At 71.9% G+C, this 22,741-nt stretch carries 1 protein-coding gene (only partly in view); it reads right to left on the bottom strand.

Features of this window, described 5'->3' with window-relative positions:
- Positions 1 to 22,741, bottom strand: partial view of a non-ribosomal peptide synthase/polyketide synthase gene (locus D7V93_RS01870; protein ID WP_120641697.1) — the 5' portion only. Its footprint begins 4,331 nt before the window's first position; the window shows 22,741 of its 27,072 coding nt (coding positions 1-22,741); the start codon lies at positions 22,739 to 22,741; its stop codon lies beyond the left edge, outside the window.

The raw sequence follows: 22,741 nt of genomic DNA, 5'->3' as shown, positions 1-22,741 counted from the left end.
GCGTGGCCGCTTCCAGCGGGCCCGCGTCTCCCGTGACGTAGGCCACGAGTCTCGCGTCACCGGACGCGTCCTGGCGCACGACGGCCACGGCTTCGCGCACTCCGGGGTGCGACTGGAGCGCGGCTTCGATCTCTCCCAGCTCGATTCGGAAGCCTCGCAGCTTCACCTGGAAGTCGGCGCGGCCCAGGTACTCCACCGTGCCGTCGGACAGCCAGCGCGCCAGGTCTCCCGTGCGGTACATGCGCGCGCCGGGCGTGGGGCTGAACGGGTCCGGGATGAAGCGATCGGCGGTCAGGTTCGGACGGCGCCAGTAGCCGCGGCCCACCTGCACACCGGCGAGGAACAACTCACCGGGCACTCCCACCGGCACGGGCTGGCCATGACGGTCGAGCACGTGCAACCGCGTGTTCGCCACGGGGCGACCGATGGGCACGCGGCGCAGGTTCTCCGTGCGCGGGCAGTGCCAGTACGTGACATCCACCGCGGCTTCCGTGGGGCCGTAGAGGTTGTGCACCTCCGCCACGGGCAGGCGCGCGTGGGCCCGGCGCACGAGGTCCGCGGGCAGGGCTTCGCCGCTGCACACCACGCGGCGCAGGTGCGTCAGGCCTTCCAGGCCCGGCTCCTCCACGAAGGCGCGCAGCATGGACGGCACGAAGTGCGCGGTGGTGATGCGCTGGTCGGCCATGAGCCGCACCAGATAGGCCGGCTCCTGGTGGCCTCCGGGCCGGGCCACCACCAGCCGCGCTCCCGTCATCAGCGGCCAGAAGAACTCCCAGACGGACACGTCGAAGCTGAACGGCGTCTTCTGCAACACCGTGTCTTCCGACGTGAGGCCGTACTCCTGCTGCATCCAGCGCAGGCGGTTGACGACGCCCGCGTGCGCGTTCATCGCGCCCTTCGGGCGTCCGGTGCTGCCCGACGTGAAGATGACGTAGGCCAATGCATCGGCCGTGGAGAGCGGCGCGGGGGGCGTCGTGGGGTGACGGCTGATCCGCTCCCAGCCGGTGTCCAGACACACGACCTGGGGCTGGGGGCCCGACCCGGCACCCAGGGGCAGCTTCGAGACGAGGTGCTCCTGCACGAGCAGTACAGGGGCGGCGGTGTCCTCCAGCATCCACTGGAGGCGGTCGCGCGGGTAGGCCGGATCCAACGGCACGTAGGCCGCGCCCGCCTTGAGCACGCCGAAGAGCGCCACGACCATCTCCAGCGAGCGCTCCAGGCACACGCCCACCAACGACTCGGGACCCACCTTCAGCGTGCGCAGGTGGTGCGCGAGCTGGTTGGCCCTCGCGTCGAGCTGCGCGTAGGTGAGGCTGTGGCCTTCGAACGTGACTGCGACGGCGTCCGGGCTGCGGGCGACCTGCTGCTCGAAGAGGTCGTGGATGCGCTCGCCTCGCGGGTACTCCACGCGCGTGTCGTTCCACTGCACGAGGACCTGCTGACGCTCATCTTCCGTGAGCAGGGGCAGGCGCGACAGCGGCAGGTCCGGCGCGGCGACGACGGCCTTGGCCAGCAGGGCCAGGTGTCCGGCGAGGCGCGCGACGGTGGCCTCGTCGAAGAGGCTGGTGGCGTACTCGAGGCGGCAGTACAGGCCCGTGCGCTGCTCGTACACGTCCAGGCCCAGGTCGAACTTCGACGTGCCCGTGGGCACCTCCACCTGGCTCAGCTGGAGCGACTGCGGCGTCGCGGCGTCCGAGTCCGGCGTGTTGAGGACGTTGAGGAGGACCTGGACCACCGGCGTGCGGCTCTGGTCTCTCGGCACCTGGAGCACGTCCACCAGTCGCTCGAACGGGGCCTCCTGGCGCGCGTACGCACCCAGCGCCTGCTGCTTCACGCGGCCCACCAGCTCGCGGAAGGACGGGGTGCCTTCGAGCTTCGCGCGGAAGGCGAGCGTGTTGACGAAGCAGCCGATGAGGCCTTCCACCTCCGGCCTCGTGCGGGCGGCGATGGGCGTGCCCACCGCGAAGTCGTCCTGGTTCGCGTAGCGGCCCAGCAGCGTCTGGTAGAGCGCCATCAGGACCATGAAGGACGTGGCGCCTTCCTTGCGGCCCAGGGCCAGCAGCGGCTCTGACACCTCACGGGGAATCTGGAAGCGGTGCACGTCGCCCGCGTAGGACTGCACGGCGGGACGCGGCCGGTCCGTGGGCAGCTCCAGCGCCGGCACTCCGGTGAGCTGCGCCTTCCACCAGCGCAGCTGCTCGTCCAGCATCGCGCCTTCCAACCACTTGCGCTGCCAGACCGCGAAGTCCGCGTACTGCACCGGCAGCGCCGGGAGCGGCGAAGGCAGGCCCGCGCCGAAGCACGCGTAGAGGACCGTCAGCTCCTGCGCGAGCACCAGGGTGCACCACGCATCGGAGACGACGTGGTGGAGCACGAGCCCCAGCACGTGCTCCTCCGCGCCCAGCCGCATCAGGCGCGCGCGCACGATGGGCCCACGCTCCAGGTCGAAGGGGATGTCCGCGAGCGCACGGCAGCGACGCAGCAGCTCCGCCTCGCGCTCCTCGCGCGTCTCACCGGGGACGTCTTCCACCGGCATGGGCAGGCCGCCCGTCGGCTGGACGATCTGCACGGGGCCACCGTCCGACAGCGTGTACGTCGTGCGCAGCACCTCGTGCCGCTTCACCAGTTCGTCCAGCGCGGCCTGGAGGGCCTTCGTGTCCAGCGCTCCCGTGAGACGGAAGTTGACGGCGTTGTTGTAGGCGACGTTCGCCGGATCCAACTGCTGGAGGTACCAGAGCCGCTCCTGCGGGAAGGAGAGCGGCAGGGGCTGCTCCCTCGACGCGCGGGGGATGGGCGGCGGCGAGCCCGGCACCTGCTGGGCACGCGGCGCGGGCGTCGGAGCCTTGGGCGACGCCGGTGCCTTGGGGGCAGGGCTCGGCGCGGCGGGCGGAGGCAGGCGGGCGGCCGGCAGGGTCACGGGCTCCACGCGTCCATCCGCGCGCAGGCGCGCCGTGCGGCCCGTGCGGTACAGCTTCGCGGCTCCGTCCAGCGGATGGGGCACGATGCGGCGACGCTCTTCCTCGGCGGCCTTCCACAAGCCCCACGGCACTCCAGCCCCACCCAGGGCCAGCTCGCCCACCACGTTCGCGGGCACCGGCTGGCCCGCGTCGTCCAGCACCCAGGCCTGGAGGCCGGGCGGCACGCGCTCACCGGGGGCCCGGGGCAGCAGCGCGCCTTCCACGGCACCGCCCGCGAGCAGCACCTCCACACCCGAGGCTCGCTGCAGGGCCGACGCCAGCTCCGACGAGGCACCCTCCAGCACCAGCGCTCCGAATGGCGCCAGGGCCTCGCGGGCTCCGGGCAGGTCGGTCAGGGCTCGCGCCAGCCGCGCGGTGGTGTTCAGCAGCACCGCTCCGGACTGGCGCGCCAGCTCCAGCAGCTCGCCCACGCCCTGCTCACCCTCCACCAGCACCTGCTCGCGCTGCGCGTTGGCTTCTGCCTCCGCCAGCACGCGCACCTTCGCCAACCGACGCAGGCCCTCCAACACCACCGGTGTCTCCAGGCCGAAGTCGATGAGGCATGTCACCTCGTCCACGTCCGCCGCGCGCACGTCGCGAAGCCGCTGGAGCCCGCTCTCCACCGTGCCAATGAGGCCGGTCACCTTCGCGTGGTGCTCGAAGGTGTGCTCCAGCAGCGCGTCCAGGTCCTGCGAGGAGAACTTGTCGATCTCCCCCTGGTGGCCCTGCGCCGCGAGCAGCGAGGCGGTGATGTCCGCGGAGCTGCGGAAGTAGCCCAGCAGCGGCTTGCGCACCGTGCGCAGCACCTCCTGCTCGTCGTCGCCGAGGAAGGTGTGGAGCATGCACGTGATGTGGCCCCGGCCCGGATGGCCGTTGCGCCGCCACGCCTCGCGGTACAGCGCCACCTTCGGCTTCAGCTCCTCCAGTGAGTGCGCGAACAGGCCGGTGAGGATGCCCGCGCCCAGCTCGCCCGCCAGCCGGAACGTCTCCGGGTTGGCGGTGGCCGTGAGCCACACCGGCAGCTCCTTCTGCACCGGCTTCGGGCGGACGCCCACCTCCACCATCACGCCGTTGCCGCCCACGCGTTGGATGCGCTCGCCCCGCCACAGGGCTCGCAGCGTCTCCAGGTGCTTGAGGAGGATGTTGCGCCGGTCCGCGTAGTTCTGCGGCGCGAAGATGAAGTCCCGCACGTGCCAGCCGGTGGCCACCGACACGTCCACGCGGCCCTGCGACAGGTTGTCCACCACGGCCCACTGCTCGGCGACGAGCAGCGGATCATGCAGCGGCAGCACCACGCTGCCGGAGCGCAGGCGCACGTTGCGCGTGACGGCGGCCAGCGCCGCGGCGACGACGGCCGGCTGCGGGTAGATGCCGCCGAAGGAGTGGAAGTGTCGCTCGGGCGTCCACACGGCGGAGAAGCCGTTCGCGTCCGCGAACTTCGCGCCCTCCAGCAGCAGCTCGTACTTCGGGCCGCTCATCGCGTCTTCGTCGTTCGCGAAGTAGCTCAGGCTCACGTCGAGCGCGCGTGTGCGCGGGCCGCCGCCGTGCAAACGCACGAGCTGCGCCGTCACCTGCTCGGACGGGAACACCACGCGCAGGCCTCGCGAGAGGGCCCAGAGCGATTCCAGCTCCGGGCGCTCCGCCGTGGCCTCGGTGGCCGCGAGCCACGCGCTCCCCTCGGTGGGGCGAAGGCGTGCGTCCAGCGCGGCGAACAGCTCCGTCAGCGCGGGATGTCCCAGCGCCCACGCGGGCTGTCCGGCACCCGCGGGCAGCAGCCACGCCACGGTGTCCGTCGCGTGCCAGGCCTCCGCTTCGGATGCACCCGTGCCCGAGGTCTCCAGCGCGTCCTCCACGTGCAGCACGCGCGAGGGCTCCAGGCGCGCGGCGGTGACGACGCCCTTCCAGGTGATGATGCGCGGCGAGGCGGCACCCTCGGGCGCGTAGACCGCGAGGTTGCCCAGGTCGGTGGGACCGAGCGCCACCACGGCGGCACCGGCCTCCAGCACGCCCCACAGCGCCGCGACCTTCTCCGGTGAGGGCCGCAGGCACACGACGACGGGTTCACCGGGCTTCACGCCCTGCGTCCGCAGGCGGGTGGCCAGGGCCTGCGCGCGCGTGGACAGCTCCGACCAGGTCCACGTCCGTCCATCCCTCACCAGGGCCACGGTTTCCGGGTGACGGCGTGCGCGTTCGGCCAGCAGCGCGGGCAGCGCGGGCGCGGTGGGGACGGGCAGGGGACGCGGCCAGGCGTTGCGTTCGACTTCCGTGGCGAGCGACAGGCGGGAGAGCCGCTCGTCGGGCTTCGCCAGGGCGGAGGTCAGCAGCGTCTGGAGGTGCTCCAGCATGCGCCGGGCCGTGGCCGCGTCGAACAGCTCGGTGGCGTACTCCAGCGCGCCGTGCACGCCCGCGGGCCCTTCCGACAGGATGAGCGTCAGGTCCGACAGCGTGGTGCCCCATTGCACGGGCGTGCCGGGCACTTCCACGATGGAGGTGCGCACGCCCATCGTGTCCTGCGCGTCGACGCTGGAGACGGCGTTGCTGTGGTAGACGAAGACGGTGTCGGCCATGCGGTCGCGGCCGATGTCCTTGCCCGGGACGAGCTGCTCCACCAGGTACTCGAACGGCACGTCCGGGCGGGCCTGCGCGTCCGCCACCTCCTGGCGCACGCGCTCCAGCAGCTCGCGGAACGTCGGGTCTCCCGCGAGGCTGGTGCGGAACGCCGCCGAGTGCGCCACGTAGCCGATGAGCGACAACAGCTCCGGACGGGTGCGGTTGGCGATGGGCGTCCCGACGATGATGTCCGTCTGCCCCGTGTAGCGGTGCAGCAGCACGTTCCACGCGGCCAGCACCGTCATGTAGCCGGTGAAGCCCTCGCGCTTGCCGAAGGACACCAGCTCCCGGGCGAGCGCCTGCGGGAACGCCACGCTCATGCGCTCCGACGTCAGCGGGCACTTCTCCGGACGCGGCCGGTCCGTGGGCACGCCCAGCTGGCGCGGCATGCCCGCGAGCCGGGTGCGCCACCACTGCTCCTGCTCCGGCACCAGGTGCTCGGCGATGGTGCGGCGCTGCCACGCGCCGAAGTCCGCGTACTGCACGGTCAGCGGCGGCAGCGGCGAAGGCTTGCCCTGGCGGAAGGCGCCGTAGAGCTGGCTCAGCTCGTGGATGAAGATGGCGATGGACAGCGTGTCGCAGACGACGTGATGGATGCAGACGAGCAGCAGGTGCACGTTCTCCGCCTGCCGCAGCAGCGTCGTGCGCAGCACGGGTCCGTTCACCAGGTCGAAGGGCCGCGCCGCGTCCTCGCGGGCCAGGCGCAGTCCTTCCGCCTCGCGCTCCTCGGGCGTGCCTGTGAGCTCCACGCGCTCCAGCGGGATGCGCACGTGCGGGTGGAAGCGCTGCACGGGGCGACCGTCCACGAGGTCGTAGGTGGTCCGCAGCGCTTCGTGGCGGCGGACGATCTCCTGGATGGCGCGCTCCAGGGGCTCCACGGCCGCGTCGCCTTCCAGCTTGAGGACGACGGGGATGTTGTAGGCGGAGAGGCCGGGCAGGTGCTGCTCCAGCCGCCACACGCGCTCCTGCACGAAGGACAGCGGCAGCTCGCCCGTGCGAGGCAGGGCCTCCAGGGGCAGCTCGCGCGTCTGCGTCGCGGCGGGCGCCTGGCTCAACATCGGCTCGATGCGCGCGGCGATGCCGGCCACCGTGGGGGCTTCGAACAGGGCCGCCAGGGGCACCTGCACGCCGAAGGTGTCGCGGAGTTGGTTGAGGAGCTGCGCGGCCATCAGCGAGTTGCCGCCGATCTCCAGGAAGTTGTCGTCGCGCCCGACGAACTCCAGCGCCAGACGCTCGCGCCATAGCGCGGCCACGCGCTCCTCGATGTCACCTCGCGGCGCGTCCGCGCGCGCGGGGGCGTTCGAGGCGGCGGGGAGATTCACGGGGACCACGGCCGACGGGGCCTGCACGGGGACCGCCGTCCGCGCGGACACGTCCCCCACGGGAGCGGAGAGGGTGCCCTGCGAGGATGGCGAAACGGTCACGACGGGGGCCGCCGCCACTTGCGCCTGCCCGGAAGTCGGAGTCCACGCGGACGCGGTTGTTCCTCCCGCTGAGCCTTGCGGGTACGGCTGAACCGTCTGTGCCTGTGCGGACGTATTTGCCCCAAGGGCCGAGCCTTGCGGATGGCCCTGCACCGTCTGCGCGGCGGCCGGCGTCCATGCGGACGTCGACGCTGGGGCGGACAGGGAGCCCTGCACGAGCGACGGATGTGGCGCGGAGGCTGGTGTCTGCGCGGAGGCCGGTGCGATGGCCGTGGGCGCGGCGGTGCGCGTGGCCTCCACCCAGACGCGCTTGCGCTGGAACGGGTACGTGGGCAGGTGGATCCGCAGGCGCTGCTCGTGGGCGTAGAACGCCTTCCAGTCCAGCGCGAGGCCGGTGGTCCACAGCTCGCCCATCGACGCCAGCAGTCCCGCGTGCTCCGGCGTGGTGCTTCCACGACGCACCGAGGGCACGGCCTTCACGCGGTCCTTGTCCTGGCCCAGGCACGCGCGCATCAGCGGCGTGAGGTCCTGACCGGGCCCCACCTCCAACAGCACGCTGCAACCCTCTTCCAGCAGCGCGCCCACGGAGTCGGTGAAGCGCACCGGCTGGCGCATCTGATCCGCCCAGTAGCGCGGTGCGAGCAGCTCGCCCGGGCGGACCCAGGTGCCGGTGAGGCCGGAGACGTAGCGCACCGTCGGTTCGGCGCGGCCCAGCGAGCCCACCACCTTCGCCAGCTCGGGCATCAGCGGTTCCACGTCCGACGAGTGGAACGCATGCGGCGCGGGCATGCGCACCGCTCCCGCGTTGCGGCGCTTCAGCTCTTCCTGGAGCCGTTCAATCTCCCCCACGGGACCGGAGACGACGCACCGGTCCGGCGAGTTGTGGGCGGCGAGCGTCAGGCGGCCCGTCAGGAGCGGCACCACCTGTGCCTCGGACAGCGCGACCGCGAGCATCGCGCCCGGCGGCATGCTGTGCATCAGCGCCCCGCGCGTCACCGCGAGCTTCAGGGCGTCCTCCAGCGACAGCACGCCGGCCACGCACGCGGCCGCGTACTCACCGAAGCTGTGACCCATGACGGCGTAGGGCTTCACGCCCCAGTCCATCCACATCCGCGCCAGCGAGACCTCCACGGCGAAGAGCGCGGGCAGCGCGACGCGCGTGTCGGCCAGCAGCGCGGACTCCGGCGCCTGCGGACCGGGGGCGGCCTGGAGCAGGGTGGTGACGCGCTCGCGCAGCGGGGCCTCCAGCAGCGCGAGGCAGGCGTCCAGGTGCTTGCGGAAGGCGGGCTCGGCTTCGTACAGCTCGCGGCCCATGCCCACCTGCTGGGCACCCTGGCCGGGGAACACGAACGCGACGCGGCGACGGCGCGCGGCCTCCGCGTCCTTTACCGTCACCGGCGTGTACGGCTTGCGCAGCTGCTTCGCGAGGTCCGCCGCGTCTCGCGCCACCACGGTGCGCCGGTGGTCGAACCCCTTGCGGCCCACCGCGTGCGTGAAGGCCACGTCCGCCATGGACAGGTCCGCGCGGGCCTCCGCGTGCGACGCGAGCCGCTGGGACGCGGCTTCCAGCGCCTCGGGCGTGCGCGCCGAGAGCAGGACGACCTGGTGGGACCGCGTGGTGGAACCACTGTGCGACATGGGTGCTTCCTCGAGCACGGCGTGGGCGTTGGTGCCGCCGACGCCGAAGGAGCTGACGGCGGCGCGACGCGGGGTCTCGCCTGCCGGCCAGGGCCGAAGGGTGGTGTTGACGAAGAAGGGGCCCGCGTCGAAGTCGATCTGCGGGTTGGCCTTCTCGAAGTGCAGGCTCGGGGGAATCTCCCCGTGGTGCAGCGCCAGCGCGGCCTTCATCAGGCCCGCGAGTCCGGCCACCGTGTCCAGGTGGCCCATGTTGGTCTTCAGCGACGCGAGCGCGATGGTGCCCCGGGCTTCCGGGCCCAGGCCGTAGGCCCGCTGGAGCGCCGCGACTTCAATCGGGTCGCCCAGCGGCGTGGCCGTGCCGTGCGCCTCCACGTAGCCGATGTCCTTCGGTTGCACGCCCGCGCGCGACAGCGCCTGGGTGATGACGGAGGACTGGCCCTGCACGCTGGGCGCGGTGAAGCCGGACTTGTCCCGCCCGTCGTTGTTCGTCGCCGTGGCGCGGATGACGGCGTAGATGGAGTCGCCGTCCCGCACCGCGTCGTCCAGGCGCTTGAGCACCACCGCCGCCACGCCGTTGCCGGAGATGGTGCCCTTCGCCTTCGCGTCGAACGCGCGGCAGTGGCCATCGGGAGAGAAGATCAACCCCTCCTGGTAGACGTACCCCGTGCGCTGCGCCGCGCTCAGGCGCGTGGCGCCCGCGATGGCCACGTCCGACAGCCCCGCCAGCAGGTTCTGGCAGGCGAGGTGGGCCGCCACGAGGCCCGTGGAGCACGCGGTGTAGACGAGCGTGCTCTCCCCCGTCAGGCCCAGCTTCCAGGACGTCTTCTGCGCCAGGCTCTGGTGCGTCGCGGTGCCGTACAGCTCGAAGAACGCGGCCCCGTCCAGCGGCATGTTCTGCTGCACCGCCTGCGCATAGCCGGAGTCGTTCGCGCCCGCGTACAGCGAGATGTCACCAGGGAACTGCTCCGGTTCGATGCCCGCGTCTTCCAGGGCCGCCCAGGTGCACTGGAGGAAGAGCCGCTGCTGCGGATCCGTCCACTGCGCCTCGCGCAGCGACATGTCGAAGAAGGCGTGGTCGAACTGGTCGATGTCGTCGAGCACGCCGCCCGCGGGGACGAAGCCCGGGTGCTGCCACAGCTCCATGCCCTCGGGCAGGCCGGGCAGGTGCTCTAGCTCCTCTGGCGTGAAGCGGGAGATGGACTCAACGCCCTCGCGCAGGTTCTTCCAGAAGTCCTCCACGGAGCCCGCGCCGGGGAAGCGTCCCGCCATGCCGATGATGGCGATGTCGGACGACCCGGACGCCTGAGGGGCGCGCGTGCGCGGCGGGGCCACGGGCGCGGACGGCGCGGGCGTGGCGGATTCGATACGGCCGAGTGCACCGCCCGACTCGCGCTCCAGGCGCAGGGCGAGGCCGTGGACGGTGGGGTGCTCGAAGAGCCACACCACGGGCAGCTCGTGTTTCAGCTCCTCCCGCAGGCGCGTGGAGACGCGCACCACGGAGAGGGACGTGCCGGCCAGGTCCTCGAAGAAGTGGTCGTGCACGCCGACGCGCTCGAGGCCCAGCTCGCGCGCCCAGATGGCCGCGATCTTCTCCTCCAGCGGGTTGCCGGGCTCCACGAAGCGGCCCGCGCCGCCGGACGCGGTGGCGGTGGGCGCGGGCAGGGCCTTGCGGTCCACCTTGCCGTTGGGGTTCAGCGGCAGCGCGGGCAGCACGACGAAGGCCGACGGCACCATGAACTCGGGCAGCCGCTGGCGCAGGTGCTCGCGGAGGTCGGTGGGCGAGAGGGCCGTCTCAGGCGTCGCGGGGACAGCGTAGGCGACGAGCCGCTTGTCACCGGGCACGTCCTCGCGCACCAGGACGATGGTCTCGCGCACGCCGGGCGTGGACATCACGGCGGCCTCGACCTCCGACAGCTCGATGCGGAAGCCACGCACCTTCACCTGCGTGTCGATGCGGCCCAGGAAGTCCACGGCGCCATCGGTGCGCCAGCGCGCCAGGTCGCCCGTGCGGTAGAGCCGCTCTCCGGGACGTCCGCTGAACGGATCCGGGATGAAGCGCTCGGCCGACAGGTCCGGGCGGGACAGGTAGCCTCGCGCGAGGCCGTCACCGCCGATGCACAGCTCGCCGGGCACGCCTACCGGCACGGGCCGCAGGTGCGCATCCAGGATGTACACCTGCGTGTTGGAGATGGGCGGGCCAATGGGAACGCTCGTGCCCACGTCTTCCGCCCGCGTCACGCGCAGGCAGTTGGAGAAGACGGTGCCCTCCGTGGGGCCGTAGCCGTTGGTGACGGGGATGCCCAGCGTCTCGATGACCTTGCGCGTGTGCGTGGGCGAGAGGATGTCGCCAGCCGGGATCACCTGCCGCACGCCGCGCAGCATCTCCAGCCCCACGTCCACCACCTGGGAGAACAGGCCCGTGGACATGTAGAGCGTCGTGACGCCGTGGCGCCGCAGCACGCGGCCCAGCAGCTCCAGGTCCGTGGGCGGCTGGGGCGGGAAGACGGCGAGCTTGCTGCCGGTCAGCAGCGCGGCCCAGACCTCCATGGTGGAGATGTCGAAGGAGATGGGCGCCATGAGGAGGAGCGTCTCCTGGGGTCCCATGTCCACGTACTTCGCGCCGTACATCAGGCGCAGGACGCCCCGGTGCTCCACCGCCACGCCCTTGGGGCGGCCGGTGCTGCCCGACGTGAAGTCCACGTAGGCCAGGTTGCGCGGGTGCGGCCGGACGCCCGTCGGGGACGTGGGCTGCGCGTCCAGGCTCAGCTCCTCCACGAACAGGCAGGGCACCGCGTCGGACACCGGCAGGCTCGGCCGCAGCGCTCGCGTGGTGATCAGCAGCCGGGGCGGTGCGTCCTCCAGCATGTACGTCAGCCGCTGCGTCGGGTATGCGGCATCCAGCGGCACGTAGGCGCCACCGGCCTTGAGGATGGCCAGGAGTGACACCACGATTTCGGTGGACCGCTCCAGGCACACGCCCACCAGCGAGTCCAACCCGATGCCGTTCTCGCGCAACAGGTGGGCAAGCTGGTTTGCCCGCGCATCGAGCTGCGCGTAGGTGAGGCGCTCGTCCCCGAACTCCAGGGCGATGGCTTCCGGGCGCAGGCGGACCTGCTGCTCGAACAGCTCCGGGATGGACCCATCGCGCGGGTACTCCACGTCGGTGGCGTTCCAGTCCACCAGGAGCTGCTGACGCTCGGGCGGCGTGAGCCACTCCAGCGTGGACAGCGGCGCCTCGGGCGAGGCGACCACGGACTCCAGCAGCCGGCGCAGGTGGCCGGCCATGCGGACCGCCGTGGCGTGCTCGAACAGGTCGGTGCTGTATTCGAGGACACCGCGCAGACCGTCCGGGGACTCGGAGAGCAACAGCCCCAGGTCGAACCGGGCCGTGGCGTTCTCCACCTCCACCGGGCGCAGCGTGAGGCCCGGGGCCTTCAGCTCGCCCTGCGGCGCGTTCTGCAGCGCGAGGATGACCTGCACCAGCGGGTTGCGGCTCAGGTCGCGCTGCGGCTGGAGCTCCTCGACGAGCTTCTCGAACGGCAGGTCCTGGTGCTCGTAGGCCGCGAGCGTGGTGTCGCGCACCTGCGAGAGCAGCGCGCGGAAGGAGTCCTTCGCGTGGACGCGCCCGCGCAGCACCAGCGTGTTGACGAAGAAGCCGACGAGTCCTTCCAATTCACCGTGGCGACGGCCCGCGACGGGCGAGCCGACGAGCAACTCCTCCTGGCGCGTGTAGCGGGACAGGAGCACCTGCCACGCGGCCAGCAGCGCCATGAACGGCGTTGCGTTCTCCTGCCGCGCGAGTGACAGCAGCCGCTGCGTCAGCTCCAGCGGCAGGTGCACGGGCAGCAGCCCTCCGCGCGAGGAGCGCAGGGCCGGACGGGGCTTGTCGGTGAGCAGCTCCAGGACGCGCGGCGCCCCGGCCAGGTGCTCCTTCCACCACGTCACCTCCTGGGCGAGCACGTCACCCTGGAGCCACTGGCGCTGCCACGCGGCGAAGTCGGCGTACTGCACCGGCAGCGGCGGCAGCGACGGCGTCGTCCCGGTGGAGAAGGCCGCGTAGCCGGTGGCCACCTCGCGCACCAGCACGCCCATGGACCAGCCGTCGGAGACGACGTGGTGCATGTTGAGCAGCAGGACGTGGAGCTTCGCGTCCAGGCGCAGCAGGCGCGTGCGCAGCAGCGGGCCCGTGCCCAGGTCGAACGCCGCGCCGGCTTCCTCCGCGGACACGCGGTGCGCCTCGGCCTCGCGGCCGCTGGACGGCACCGGCTCCAGGTCGGTGAGGGGGAGCGTCCACGGGGTTGCCGGGTGGACGCGCTGGATGGGCTGTCCGTCCTTCAGCGCGAAGGTGGTGCGCAGGGACTCGTGGCGCGCGACCAGGTGCTCCAGGGCGCGGCGGAGGGACTCGACGTCCAGCGTGCCTTCCAGCCGGACCGCGACGGGGATGTTGTACTGGCTGCCGCCGGGCTGGAGCTGATCCACCACCCACAGTCGCTGCTGGGAGAAGGACAGGGGCAGGTCCGCGTCGCGGCGCACCGGGCGCAGCGGCGGGAGCTGGGAGGTCGTCGCGCGGGAGAGCAGCAGCGCCTCCACGTGCCCGGTGAGACGGGCCACGGTGGACGCGTCGAAGAGCGTGCGCAGCGGCAGCTCCACGCCGAAGGTGGAGCGCACGCGCGAGACGAGCTGCGTGGCCAGGAGCGAGTGGCCTCCCAGCGCGAAGAAGTCGTCGTGCAGCCCCACGCGCTCCAGGTTCAGCAGCTCGCCGAAGAGGGCGGCGATGCGCTGCTGGAAGAGGGTCAGGCTCTCCGGCGCGGTGGGCGTGGACGCGGTGGCGAGGGCGCGTGCATCCGGGGCTGGCAGCGCGTGGCGATCCAGCTTCCCGTTGGGCGTCAGCGGGAGCGCGGGCAGCGACACGAAGGCCGACGGCACCATGTGGGCCGGCAGCCGTTCGGTGAGGAAGGCGCGCAGGGCCGCGGTGTCCGGTTCGGCGGCGCCAGGCACCACGTAGGCCACGAGGCGGTGGTCGCCCGGGGACTGCTCGCGCACCAGCACCACGGCTTCACGCACCTGCGGGTGCTGGAGGAGGAAGGCCTCCACCTCCGCCGGTTCGATGCGGAAGCCGCGCAGCTTCACCTGCGCATCCACGCGGCCTACGAAATCGAGCGTGCCGCGTTCATTCCAGCGCGCCCGGTCGCCGGTGCGGTACAGCCGCGCTCCGGGCAGGTTGCTGAAGGCGTCGGGCACGAAGCGCTCGGCCGTCAGGGCGGGCTGGCCCAGGTAGCCTCGCGCGAGTCCGACGCCGCCCAGATACAGCTCACCGGGGACGCCCGTGGGCACGGGCTGACCGTGCGCATCCAGCACGTAGGCGCGCATGCGCGTCAGCGGCCCGCCGATGGGGATGGCGGTGGCATCAGCGGGCAGGCCCGCGACCTCCTGCGAGGTGGCGCAGACGGTGGCCTCGGTGGGGCCGTAGAGGTTCACCAGATGCTGGGGCCCCTGCGCTCCGAGCACCTGGAGCGCCGCGCGTGCATCCGCCTTCTCTCCGCCGAAGAAGAGGTAGCGCATGCTCGCGAAGGCCGACGGCACCTCGCGCGCGACCTGGTGGAAGAGGGCCGTGGTGAGCAGGGCCGTGGTGGCGCCTGCGTCCTTCAGGCGCTTCGCGAGTGCTCGCGGGGACAGCGTCACGTCGCGCGGGATGACGACCAGCCGCGCGCCGTTGAGCAGCGCGCCCCAGATCTCGAAGGTGGCCGCGTCGAACGACGGCGTGCCCACCTGGGCCATGCAGTCCGTCGGGCGCAGGTCCACGTAGTCCGTGTCCCGCACGAGGTGGACGATGGAACGGTGGGTGATGCCCACGCCCTTCGGCAGGCCGGTGGAGCCAGAGGTGTAGAGGACGTACGCGAGCTGATCCGCCGCGACGCGAGGGCCCTGGGGGGCTTGCGTGGACTGGCGTGCGAGCACCGGCGCGTCCGAGTCCAGGGACACCGTGGGGAGCGTGTGCTCGGGCAGCGAGTCGCGCAGGGACTGCTGCGTCACCACCGCCGACACGGCGGAGTCCTGGAACATGAAGGCCAGGCGCTGCCGGGGATAGGCGGGCTCCAGCGGCACGTAGCAGCCACCGGCCTTGAGGATGCCCAGCAGGCCGACCATCAGGTCCAGCCCGCGCTCCACGCACAGCCCGATGCGCGCCTCCGGCGGGAAGCCGAGCGATCGCAGGTGATGCGCGAGCTGGTTGGCGCGTGCATCCAGCTCCGCGTAGGTGAGGGTCTGGCCCTCGTGCTCGACGGCCACGGCGTCCGGGGCGCGCCGGGCGTGCGACTCGAAGAGGCTCGGGAGGGTGTCCTCCACGGGGGCGGTGGAGCGCGTCGTGTTCCAGTCCACGAGCACGCGCTGACGCTCCGCGCCCGCGAGGAGTGAGAGCGTGGACAGCGGAGCGTCCGGCCGGGCGCACAGCGCGTCGAGCAGGACGGCGTAGTGCTCCATCATCCGGCGGACGGTGGAGGCGTCGAACAGGTCGGTGCCGTAGCCGATGGAGCCGGTGAAGCCCTCGGCGGTCTCCTGGAAGTTGAGGTCCAGGTCGAACTTCGCGGTGGTGGCTTCGGCTTCACGCAGCTTGAGGCTCAGGCCGGGCAGCTCCAGCGCGCCCAGGTGCGCGTTCTGCAGCGCGAAGGACACCTGGAAGAGGGGCGAGCGACTGGCGTCACGTTGCGGCTGGAGCGCTTCGACGAGCTTCTCGAAGGGGACGTCCTGGTGCTCGTACGCGGCGAGGGTGGACCGCTTCACCTGGCGCAGCAGGGCGCGGAAGGAGGCGCGGGAGTCGATGCGCGCACGCAGGACAAGCGAGTTGACGAAGAAGCCGATAAGGCCTTCGGTCTCCGCGCGGTTGCGGTTGGCGATGGGCGCGCCGACGGAGACGTCCTGCTGACCGGAGTAGCGGGAGAGCAGGAGCTGGAAGGAGGCCAGCAGCGCCATGAACGGCGTGGCGCCTTCCTGCTGCGCCAAGGACTTGAGGGCGCTGGAGACAGCCGCGGACAACGAGACCGGGAGCGACGCGCCCCGGAAGGACTGCACCGCGGGACGGGGCCGGTCGGTGGGCAGCTCCAGCGCCGCGGGCGCACCCGCGAGCTGCTGACGCCAGAAGTCGAGCTGCGCTTCGAGCACGTCTCCCTGGAGCCACTGCCGCTGCCAGACCGCGAAGTCGGCGTACTGCACCGGCAGCAGGGGCAGGGTCGGAGCCTGTCCGGTGGTGAAGGCGCGGTAGAGGGCGGCGAACTCGCGCACCATGACGCCCACGGACCAGCCGTCCGAGGCGATGTGGTGGGTGAGCACCAACAGCACGTGCTGCTTCGCGCCCAGGCGCACCAGCACGGCGCGGAAGAGCGGACCTCGCGACAGGTCGAACGGACGTGACGCGTGTTCCGCGATGAGGCTTCGCAGACGGAGCTCGCGCTCGGACGCCGACAGGGACCCCAGGTCGATGCGCTCGAAGGCGCACGGGGCGGGCGGCGCGATGCGCTGCACGGGACCGCTCTGTCCCGGAGCGAAGGTCGTGCGCAGGACCTCGTGCCGCCGCACGAGTGCGTCCAAGGCCTGCTGGAGCGCGGCGGGGTCGAGCGCTCCCTCCAGGTGGAGGACGCCCGGGACGTTGTAGACGGTGCTGCCGGGTTCGAGCTGATCCAGGAACCACAGCCGCTGCTGCGCGAAGGAGAGCGGCAGGACACCGTCGCGCGACACCGGCACCATCGGTGGGGCTTGTGGCGCCCGGGCCTGGGTGCGCACGGTATCGATGCGTCCGGCGAGCGCTTCGAGCGTGGGGGCCTCGAATAGCACGCGCAGGGGCAGCTCCACGCCGAAGGCAGCGCGGAGGCGGGAGACGAGCTGCGTGGCCAGGAGCGAGTGGCCACCCAGGGCGAAGAAGTCGTCCCCGGCGCCCACGGTGTCGAGCTTCAGCACGTCGGCCCAGAGGGTCGCGAGCTGACGCTCGGTGTCCGTCTCGGGCGGGCGCGACGCGGCGCGCACCACGGAGCCTGCGTCGGGCGTGGGCAGGGCCTTGCGGTCCACCTTGTTGTTGGCGTTGAGCGGCAGCGCGTCCATCAGGACGAAGGCCGCGGGCACCATGTACTCGGGCAGGTGCTGCTTGAGCGTGGTGCGCAGCGTTTCCGGCGTGGGTGCTTCATTGCCCTGGGGGACCACGTACGCGACGAGGCGCTTGTCTCCGGGGCTGTCCTCTCGCACGAGGACGATGGCTTCACGGACGCCGGGCACCTGGCGCAGGACGGTTTCGATTTCGCCTGGCTCGATGCGGAAGCCGCGCAGCTTCACCTGGAAGTCGGTGCGGCCCAGGAAGTCGAGCGCCCCGTCGGCCAGCCAGCGCACCTTGTCGCCGGTGCGGTAGAGGCGTGCGCCCGGAGTCGTCCCGAAGGGATCCGGCAGGAAGCGCTCGGCGGTCAGCGCGGGCTGCTGGAGGTAGCCCCAGGCGAGCCCTTCGCCTCCGACGTACAGCTCTCCGGGCACGCCCACGGGGACCGGTTGCAGGTCCGGATCCAGCACGTAGGCCGTGGAGTTGGAGATGGACCGGCCGATGGGCAGCGAGCCACCGACGGGCGTCCCGGGCTCCAGGGGCTGGCTGGTGGAGAACGTGGTGTTCTCCGTGGGCCCGTATACGTGGAAGAAGCGGGTGCCCGGGCGCATGCGCAGCAGGTGCTCGCGAGCGCGCGCGAGGGGCATGGCTTCGCCGCCGGCCATGAGCTGGGACACGTTCGCCAGCGCTTCGGGCTCGTGCTGCACCAACTGGGCGAAGAGGGCGGTCGTGATGAAGAGGGAGGAGACGCGGTGGTGCCGCAGCAGCTCGGCGACCTCTTCCAGCGAGAGCGCGTGCGGAGGGGGCAGCACCAGCCGGGCCCCGTGGAGCAGCGGGCCCCACAGCTCCAGGGTGGAGGCGTCGAAGGCGACGGGGGCCAGTTGGAGGAAGACCTCCTGCGGACCGAAGCGCAGGAAGGTGTTGTCGCGCACCAGCCGCGTGACGGCGCGCTGGGGGATGCAGACTCCCTTGGGCCGGCCCGTGGAGCCGGACGTGAACATCACGTAGGCCAGGCTGTCGCCGCCCATGCCCGGGACGTCCAGCGCGGAGTCCGGCTTCGACGCGAGCCGCGCGCGCCAGTCGGCGTCGAGGCAGAGCGTCGAGCGGAAGAGGGGCGACAGGGACGCGGTGAACCGCTCCTGCGTGAGGAGCAGGTTGGCCCCGACGTCCTGGAGCATCAGGCCCAGGCGCTCCTGCGGGTGGGACGCATCCAGCGGGACGTAGGCGCCTCCTGCCTTGAGGATGGCGAGGATGGAGACGACCAGCTCGAACGAACGCTCCAGCGAGAGCGCGACGCGGGAGCCATGCCCGACACCGAGGCTCCGCAGGTGATGCCCGAGCTGATTCGAGAGCGAGTCGAGCTGGGAGTACGTCAGCTCCTGCTTGCCCTGCACGAGGGCGATGGCGTCCGGGGTGAGCGCGGTCTGCCGTGAGAAGAGGGCGGCCAGGGACGGCTCGCGCGGGTAGTCGCGAGTGGTGGCGTTCCAGTCCACGAGCACGCGCTGGCGCTCGTCGCCGGTCAGCAGCGAGAGCGTGGACAGCGGCGCGTCAGGCCGGGCGCACAGCGCGGCCAGCAACACGCCGTAGTGCTCCATCATCCGGCGGACGGTGGACGCGTCGAAGAGGTCGGTGCTGTAGCCGATGGAGCCGGCGAGGCCCTCGGCGGTCTCCTGGAAGTTGAGGTCCAGGTCGAACTTCGCGGTGGCGGTCTCGGGCTCGCGCAGGCTCAGCCGCAGGCCGGGCAGCTCCATCGCGCCCATGGGGGCGTTCTGCAGCGCGAAGATGACCTGAAACAGCGGTGAACGGCTCAGATCGCGCTGGGGCTGGAGCGCTTCGACGAGCTTCTCGAAGGGGACGTCCTGGTGCTCGTACGCGGCGAGGGTGGACTGCTTCACCTGGCGCAGCAGGGTGCGGAAGGAGGCCCGGGAGTCGATGCGCGCGCGCAGGACGAGCGAGTTGACGAAGAAGCCGATGAGGCCTTCGGTCTCCGCGCGGTTGCGGTTGGCGATGGGCGCGCCGACAGAGACGTCCTGCTGACCGGAGTAGCGCGAGAGCAGGAGCTGGAAGGAGGCCAGCAGCACCATGAACGGCGTGGCGCCTTCCTGCTGCGCCAGGGCCTGCACCGGATCCACGATGGCGCGTGACAGGAGGACCGGGAGCGACGCGCCCCGGAAGGACTGCACGGCGGGACGAGGCCGGTCAGTGGGCAGCTCCAGCGCCGCGGGCGCACCCGCGAGTTGCTGACGCCAGAAGTCGAGCTGCGCTTCGAGCACGTCTCCCTGGAGCCACTGACGCTGCCAGACCGCGAAGTCGGCGTACTGCACCGGCAGCGGGGGCAGGCTCGGGGTCTGCTCGGTGAAGAAGGCGCGGTAGAGCGCGGCCAGCTCGCGCACCATCACGCCGAGCGACCAACCGTCCGACACGATGTGGTGCAGCGTTACGAGGAGCGCGTGACGCGTGGGCTCCAGCCGCAGCAGGGTGGCCCGTAGCACGGGGCCGTTCTTCAGGTCGAACGGACGCAGGGCCTCTTCGGTGGCGAGGCGTCGGGCCTCGGACTCGCGCGCATCGGGGGCCAGGTGCGCCAGGTCGATGATGGGCAGTGCGGTCAGCCCCGTGGCGTGGATGACCTGGACGGGTGAGTCGCCGTCGGGCGGGAAGGTGGTGCGCAGGACCTCGTGGCGTTCCACCAGGGCATGCAGGCTCTGCTCGAGCGCCTTCGGGTCGAGCTCACCCTCCAGCCACACCACGCCGGGCACGATGTAGAAGGCGCTGTCGGGCTGGAGTTGATCCAGGAACCACAGGCGCTGCTGGGAGAACGACAGCGGCAAGGTGCCTTCGCGCGACACCCGCACCAGGGGCGGTGCCTGCTTCGCGGCGTCGGTGTTGGCGGAGTCCAGGCGCGCGGCCAGGGCGGCGAGGGTCGGAGCCTCGAACACGGCCCGCAGGGGCAGCTCCACGTCGAAGACGGCGCGCACGCGGGAGACGAGCTGGGTGACTCGCAGCGAGTGGCCACCGAGCGCGAAGAAGTCGTCCTCCGCGTTCACCGCGTCCAGGCTCAACACCTCCGTCCAGAGCGCCGCGAGTCGGCGCTCGGTGTCGGTGGAGGGCGGGCGCGAGGGGACGCGCACCACGGCGCTCGCGTCGGGCGCGGGCAGGGCCTTGCGGTCCACCTTGCCGTTGGCGTTGAGCGGCAGTGCCTCCAGCAGCATGAAGGCCGCGGGCACCATGTACTCGGGCACCCGCTGGCGCAGGTGCTCCCGGAGATCGGACGGGGAGGGGTGGGCCGTCTCCGGAGCGGTGGGCACCACGTATGCGACGAGGCGCTTGTCTCCGGGGACGTCCTCGCGCACGAGGACGACGGCTTCGCGGACGCCGGGCACCTGGCGCACGGCGGCTTCGACCTCGCCGGGCTCGATGCGGAAGCCGCGCAGCTTCACCTGGAAGTCGACGCGGCCCAGGAAGTCCAACGTGCCGTCGGGCCGCCAGCGCACCGAGTCGCCCGTGCGGTAGAGGCGCGCGCCCGGGGTGGTGCTGAAGGGATGCGGAACGAAGCGCTCGGCCGTCAGCGCCGGCTGGTGCAGGTAGCCCCACGCGAGCCCTTCGCCGCCGACGTACAGCTCGCCCGGCACGCCCACGGGCACCGGCCGCAGCGCCCCGTCCAGCACGTACGCCGTCGAGTTCCCGATGGGACGGCCAATGGGAATCGATGCTCCCGGCGCGTCCGTGGGCCGCAGGGTGTGGGTCGTGGAGAACGTCGTGTTCTCCGTAGGGCCGTAGCCGTTGATCAGCACGGCCTGCGAGGGAAGCCGTGACAGGTGATCGCGCACCCGCTGGACGGGCAGCACGTCACCGCCCGCGAGCACCTGGGGCACGGTCGCCAGGGCGTCGGGGTGGTGCAGGACCATCTGCTCGAAGAGGGCGGCCGTCAGCCAGAGTGTGGTGACGCGGTGATGGCGCAACAGCTCCGCCACCTCGGACAAAGAGAGGTCCTGCGCGGGCGCGAGCACCAGGTGGGCGCCATGCAGCAGCGCGCCCCACAGCTCCAGGGTGGAGGCGTCGAACGCGGCGGGGGCCAGCTGGAGGAAGACCTCCTGGGGCCCGAAGCGCATGAAGCCATTGCCGCGCACCAGCCGCACGACGGCACGGTGGGGAATGCACACGCCCTTGGGTCGGCCCGTGGAGCCGGACGTGAACATCACGTAGGCGAGGCTGTCGCCGCCCACGCCCGAGACTTCCGGTGCGGAGTCCGGCAGTGAGGCGAGCTGCGCACGCCAGTCCGCGTCCAGGCAGAGCGTCGCGGGGACGAGCGGGGAGAGCGTGTCCGCGAGCCGCTCGCGCGTGATGAGCAGGCGCGCTCCGACATCCTGGAGCATCAGCGCCAGACGCTCGCGCGGATGCGAGACCTCCAGCGGGACATAGGCCGCGCCCGCCTTGAGGATGGCGAGCAGGGACACCACCAGCTCGAAGGAGCGCTCCAGGCCCAAGACGACGAAGTCACCGGGGCGGACTCCCAGCTCCTGGATCCGCCGGGCAAGCTGGTTGGAGAGCGCGTCGAGCTGCGCGTAGGTGAGCGACTGGCCCTGGAAGGAGAGGGCGATGGCGTCGGGCGTGGTGCGCGCCTGGGCCTCGAAGAGCGAGGGGATGCCCTCGGACGACGGGAACTCCGCGCGGGTGTTGTTCCACGCGTGCAGGACCTGCTGCCGCTCCTCGGACGTGAGGAGCGTGACGTCCGACAGCCGCGCCTCCGGTGCTCCGACGATGGACTCCAGCACCGTGGCGACGTGGCCCAGCATCCGCTGGACCGTGGCCGCGTCGAAGCGGGCCTTGTCGTAGGTGAGTTGCAGCTCCAGGTCCGTGGCGTCCGGGAGCACCACGAAGCTCAACGGGTAGCCGGTGCGCGCGTGCGTGCGCGAGAAGCCATCCACCGGCAGCCGCGCCGTCATCTCGGGCGCGAGCCCGCGACGCGGCAGGTTCTCGAAGATGACCAGGCTCTGGAAGAGGGGCTGGCCGCGGGGCACGTCGCTCCAGCCCTGCACGTCCACCAGCGATACGTATTCGTAGTCACGCGCGGCGAACTGCTCCGCTTGCAGCGCCTTCAGCCACGACAGCACCGACGCGTCCGAAGGCAGCCGCACGCGGCTCACCTGCGTGTTGATGAACGTGCCCAGCATGCCATCCACGCCGGGCAGTGAGGGCGGACGTCCGGACACGACCGTGCCGAAGGCCACGTCGTCCTGTCCGCTGTACCGGCCCAACGTCAGCGCCCACGCGCCCTGCACCAGCGTGCTCAACGTCACCTGGTACTGCCGCGTGAACGTCGCCAGTCGGCCGCTCAGCCCCGCCCCCGGACGCAGGGACTGGGTGCCGTAGGCCTCCACCTCCGTGCCGGGCGCGGACGGACGGTCCACCGCGAGCGGCGTGGCGGCGCGGAAGCCACCCAGCCGCTCACGCCAGAAGCGCTCCGCCTGCCCCCGGTCCTGCTTCGACAGCCAGCCGATGTAGTCCCGGTACGGCCGGGCCGGCTCCAGCTTCGGCTCCTCGCCCCGGCTGAGCGCGTCGTAGGTGAGGAACAGCTCCCGCATGCACACGGGCAGCGACCAGCCATCCATCACCAGGTGGTGGTAGCTGAGCATGCACCGCGTGAGCGCGGGCCCGCAGCGCACCAGCGTGAAGCGCAGCAGCGGCGCCGCGGACAGGTTGAAGCCCTCGCGCTGATCCTGCTCCAGGCGGGCCGCGAAGCGCGATTCCTGCGCCTCGGGCGGCACCTGGGTCCAGTCCTCCAGACGCCACGTCGGCTCGATGAGCCGGCGCACCGCCTGGAGGGGTTCCTTCATGCCTTCCCAGAAGAACGCCGTGCGCAGGGGCGTGTGACGCCCCACCATCCGCTGCCACGCCTGTTGGAGCGTGGCCACGTCCAGCTCCCCGCGCCAGGACCAGTAGACCTGTTCCACGTAGGTGCCCGGCGCGCCGAGCGTGTGGAACAGCAGGCCCTGCTGCATGGGCGAAAGACGGTAGATGTCGTCGACGTTCTTCAT

It is taken from the genome of Corallococcus llansteffanensis, assembly GCF_003612055.1.
GTDB classification, from domain to species: Bacteria; Myxococcota; Myxococcia; order Myxococcales; family Myxococcaceae; genus Corallococcus; species Corallococcus llansteffanensis.
The sequence above is the reverse complement of the archived record's forward strand: the minus strand, read 5'-3'. Positions and strand labels throughout refer to the sequence as shown.